Genomic DNA, 3998 nt, shown 5'->3' with positions numbered 1-3998 from the left:
AGTACCAGCGTACGGCCCACAGAATGATGTCACGCTGAAAATGCCGGCCTTTGAATGGGTTCATGTGCAGCTCCATCAGCAAAAGGGGATGATAAGTTTATCACCACCGACTATTTGCAACAGTGCCCATAGGCTTCATCAGCGCCTGACTGGCGAGCACGATTCCGGCCCTAGCCGCAGGATCGCGCAGGACGACCTAGTTACGAACCAGGCCGAGTGTTCCTGACATCCATCGGCACCATAGTTCTGCTTATCCGGCACGCGCGCGTCAGGGGTGTGGTGAACTACAAAGCAGACCCGTTGAGGTTATCAGTTCGATGCACAATCAGCAGCGCATAAAATATGCACAAGAACAGGAGCACCCTTCGCATTAAGCTGTGGTGGTAACAAGTAGTGCCGGGCTACCATCAGCGAGCATGATGCGCTCCCACAGCATTCGCCTTGGCAGTATGGAAGTTCCTCGCTCCAGTTCGGGCCGGTATCCACCTCGAGTGACCCCAGCCGCCCCTCATGCCAACCGAGCCCATTAAGCGCAGAGTCGGCCGCAACTATCTCGGGGACGCATAAACACGCAGCGATTTACCAAGGAGTTCGGCTAGGTCAATCCGCAATTCCCTTTGCCTGGCCGGAGATGCCGCGAGCAAACAATGTGTCCGGTCGCTACCAGATGGACTTTGTGGGCGGAGGATTGCACCAGACGCTTCAGCGCAGCGTCGTACGATGAATCGGAAGGCCCGGTAAGCAATTGAAGAACCGCTGACCACCTCCCATCCGACAATGCAAGGGTGCCCCGCTCCCAGCGCGACACGGTTGCCTGATCCACACCCATTAATTCAGCTAGGTGACTTTGCTTCATATGACGAAGCAACCGCGCCCTCCGCACCTGCCGCCCCCTGTCATTCGTCAACATTCTTCAGCACCTCAATGTCGTTCGTAGTGAGCCTCATTTTTTCAAGACCGCCGATGATGAGAGCCAGGCCTCGCTCGAATGCCGCGTCCGGACCGCCTTCGTAGACGATTTTCATCGCGCTCTGTAGGCGCGCCGGCATCGTAGACGCTGAGGTGGTCAACTGATCTTCGCCCCGCTCCTCGGCGTCTGCCTCGCTAGCTTGCTGCTCAAGAACAGCGCCGACGGTGAAGTAGCTGATTGCCATCAACGCATAGGTCGCGTCACCTGCCGAAAAGCCAGCATCGCAAAGGAAGCGAAGCTGCGCGTCGGCTTTTTCCATCTGCGGCGCGGCTGGCCGCGTCCCGGCATGAATACGCGCGCCATCGCGATAAGCGAGCAACGCCCGTCGAAAACTGCATGCATTGCCCTTCAGGAACGAACGCCAGTCGTCGTCATCCCTTGGCGTCGAATGCGTGTGATTTATCGTCAGCATGGCTTCGGCAAGTGCGTCGAGCAACGCACGCTTGTTCTTGAAATGCCAGTAGAGCGCTGGCTGTTGCACCCCGAGGCGCTCAGCCAGTCGGCGCGTCGTTAGACCTTCCATGCCCACGTCGTTAAGCAGTTCGAGCGCGGTTCGGATCACGGCCTCGCGTTGGAGCTTGTTCATTCGCGAATTCTCATGTTTGACAGCTTATCATCGATAAGCTATAATGCGGTAGTTTATCACAGTTAAATTGCTAACGCAGTCAGGCACCGTGTATGAAATCTAACAATGCGCTCATCGTCATCCTCGGCACCGTCACCCTGGATGCTGTAGGCATAGGCTTGGTTATGCCGGTACTGCCGGGCCTCTTGCGGGATATCGTCCATTCCGACAGCATCGCCAGTCACTATGGCGTGCTGCTAGCGCTATATGCGTTGATGCAATTTCTATGCGCACCCGTTCTCGGAGCACTGTCCGACCGCTTTGGCCGCCGCCCAGTCCTGCTCGCTTCGCTACTTGGAGCCACTATCGACTACGCGATCATGGCGACCACACCCGTCCTGTGGATCCTCTACGCCGGACGCATCGTGGCCGGCATCACCGGCGCCACAGGTGCGGTTGCTGGCGCCTATATCGCCGACATCACCGATGGGGAAGATCGGGCTCGCCACTTCGGGCTCATGAGCGCTTGTTTCGGCGTGGGTATGGTGGCAGGCCCCGTGGCCGGGGGACTGTTGGGCGCCATCTCCTTGCATGCACCATTCCTTGCGGCGGCGGTGCTCAACGGCCTCAACCTACTACTGGGCTGCTTCCTAATGCAGGAGTCGCATAAGGGAGAGCGTCGACCGATGCCCTTGAGAGCCTTCAACCCAGTCAGCTCCTTCCGGTGGGCGCGGGGCATGACTATCGTCGCCGCACTTATGACTGTCTTCTTTATCATGCAACTCGTAGGACAGGTGCCGGCAGCGCTCTGGGTCATTTTCGGCGAGGACCGCTTTCGCTGGAGCGCGACGATGATCGGCCTGTCGCTTGCGGTATTCGGAATCTTGCACGCCCTCGCTCAAGCCTTCGTCACTGGTCCCGCCACCAAACGTTTCGGCGAGAAGCAGGCCATTATCGCCGGCATGGCGGCCGACGCGCTGGGCTACGTCTTGCTGGCGTTCGCGACGCGAGGCTGGATGGCCTTCCCCATTATGATTCTTCTCGCTTCCGGCGGCATCGGGATGCCCGCGTTGCAGGCCATGCTGTCCAGGCAGGTAGATGACGACCATCAGGGACAGCTTCAAGGATCGCTCGCGGCTCTTACCAGCCTAACTTCGATCATTGGACCGCTGATCGTCACGGCGATTTATGCCGCCTCGGCGAGCACATGGAACGGGTTGGCATGGATTGTAGGCGCCGCCCTATACCTTGTCTGCCTCCCCGCGTTGCGTCGCGGTGCATGGAGCCGGGCCACCTCGACCTGAATGGAAGCCGGCGGCACCTCGCTAACGGATTCACCACTCCAAGAATTGGAGCCAATCAATTCTTGCGGAGAACTGTGAATGCGCAAACCAACCCTTGGCAGAACATATCCATCGCGTCCGCCATCTCCAGCAGCCGCACGCGGCGCATCTCGGGCAGCGTTGGGTCCTGGCCACGGGTGCGCATGATCGTGCTCCTGTCGTTGAGGACCCGGCTAGGCTGGCGGGGTTGCCTTACTGGTTAGCAGAATGAATCACCGATACGCGAGCGAACGTGAAGCGACTGCTGCTGCAAAACGTCTGCGACCTGAGCAACAACATGAATGGTCTTCGGTTTCCGTGTTTCGTAAAGTCTGGAAACGCGGAAGTCCCCTACGTGCTGCTGAAGTTGCCCGCAACAGAGAGTGGAACCAACCGGTGATACCACGATACTATGACTGAGAGTCAACGCCATGAGCGGCCTCATTTCTTATTCTGAGTTACAACAGTCCGCACCGCTGCCGGTAGCTATTGACTATCCGGCTGCACTAGCCCTGCGTCAGATGGCTCTGATCCAAGGCAAACTGCCAAAATATCTGCTGGCACCGGAAGTCAGCGCCCTGCACCATTATGTTCCGGATCTGCATCGCAGGATGCTGCTGGCTACCCTGTGGAACACCTACATCTGTATTAACGAAGCGCTGGCATTGACCCTGAGTGATTTTTCTCTGGTGCCGCCTTATCACTGTTGAAGGCCACCGCTCATCACGCGTTTGCTGACATTGAGCCCTGCCGGCCGATCGGCCTGAGACTCTCAGCACAGGAGACGGCGGGTGACGAGCGTATACTTTTTCGACGCTTGGTTGCGGTCGCGCTAGGCGTGGCCGCCGACGAACCCGCTGGTGTCGCCCTTGCGGAGCAGCGCAAGGCGGACCTTGCCACGACATCCCCTCGCCCGCCGATCGTCTAAATTCGTCGAGGTTAAGAAATTCCCGCTCCGGCGAGGCCATCACCATCACCGGCGTCAGGTAGTGGACATGGCAGCAGCGCACGCAGGGGCACTGTTGCAAAGTTAGCGATGAGGCAGCCTTTTGTCTTATTCAAAGGCCTTACATTTCAAAAACTCTGCTTACCAGGCGCATTTCGCCCAGGGGATCACCATAATAAAATGCTGAGGCCTGGC

At 58.2% G+C, this 3998-nt stretch carries 5 protein-coding genes; 2 read left to right on the top strand and 3 right to left on the bottom strand.

What is annotated here, in order from left to right; genetic code table 11:
• Positions 1-595 precede the first annotated feature (595 nt).
• Entirely contained in the window at positions 596-910 is a 315-nt protein-coding gene (locus GTP23_RS23125) for a helix-turn-helix domain-containing protein (protein WP_061342203.1), read from the bottom strand.
• Positions 897-1556, bottom strand: coding sequence for a tetracycline resistance transcriptional repressor TetR(C) (tetR(C), locus tag GTP23_RS22315; RefSeq protein ID WP_001038045.1), 660 nt, complete (start codon positions 1554-1556; stop codon positions 897-899). Before tetR(C) ends, GTP23_RS23125 begins: the two co-directional genes overlap by 14 nt.
• A 92-nt stretch (positions 1557-1648) precedes the next feature.
• Between tetR(C) and tet(C) the strand changes: the two genes are divergently transcribed.
• Entirely contained in the window at positions 1649-2839 is a 1191-nt protein-coding gene (tet(C), locus tag GTP23_RS22305) for a tetracycline efflux MFS transporter Tet(C) (RefSeq protein WP_001297013.1), read from the top strand.
• Positions 2840-2894: 55 nt separating this feature from the next.
• Here tet(C) and GTP23_RS23120 read toward each other — a convergent pair whose 3' ends face one another.
• Complete coding sequence (locus GTP23_RS23120) at positions 2895-3023, bottom strand: type VI secretion protein (RefSeq protein ID WP_001260374.1); 129 nt, start codon at positions 3021-3023, stop codon at positions 2895-2897.
• A 265-nt stretch (positions 3024-3288) separates the two neighbouring features.
• On the opposite strand from GTP23_RS23120, the gene GTP23_RS22645 reads away from it, so the two are divergent.
• Positions 3289-3567, top strand: a complete 279-nt coding sequence (locus tag GTP23_RS22645) for a site-specific integrase (RefSeq protein ID WP_000015696.1) — start codon at positions 3289-3291, stop codon at positions 3565-3567.
• Positions 3568-3998 lie beyond the last annotated feature (431 nt).

Source organism: Duganella fentianensis, assembly GCF_009857835.1.
GTDB classification, from domain to species: domain Bacteria; phylum Pseudomonadota; class Gammaproteobacteria; order Burkholderiales; family Burkholderiaceae_D; genus Rugamonas; species Rugamonas fentianensis.
This window is presented reverse-complemented; position numbering and strand designations above follow the sequence as displayed.

What these genes read in the sequence shown, in the direction of transcription:
- GTP23_RS23125 (WP_061342203.1), bottom strand. Translation starts at nt 910, where the DNA reads ATGTTGACGAATGACAGGGGGCGGCAGGTGCGGAGGGCGCGGTTGCTT.
- GTP23_RS23120 (WP_001260374.1), bottom strand. Translation starts at nt 3,023, where the DNA reads ATGCGCACCCGTGGCCAGGACCCAACGCTGCCCGAGATGCGCCGCGTG.
- GTP23_RS22645 (WP_000015696.1), top strand. Translation starts at nt 3,289, where the DNA reads ATGAGCGGCCTCATTTCTTATTCTGAGTTACAACAGTCCGCACCGCTG.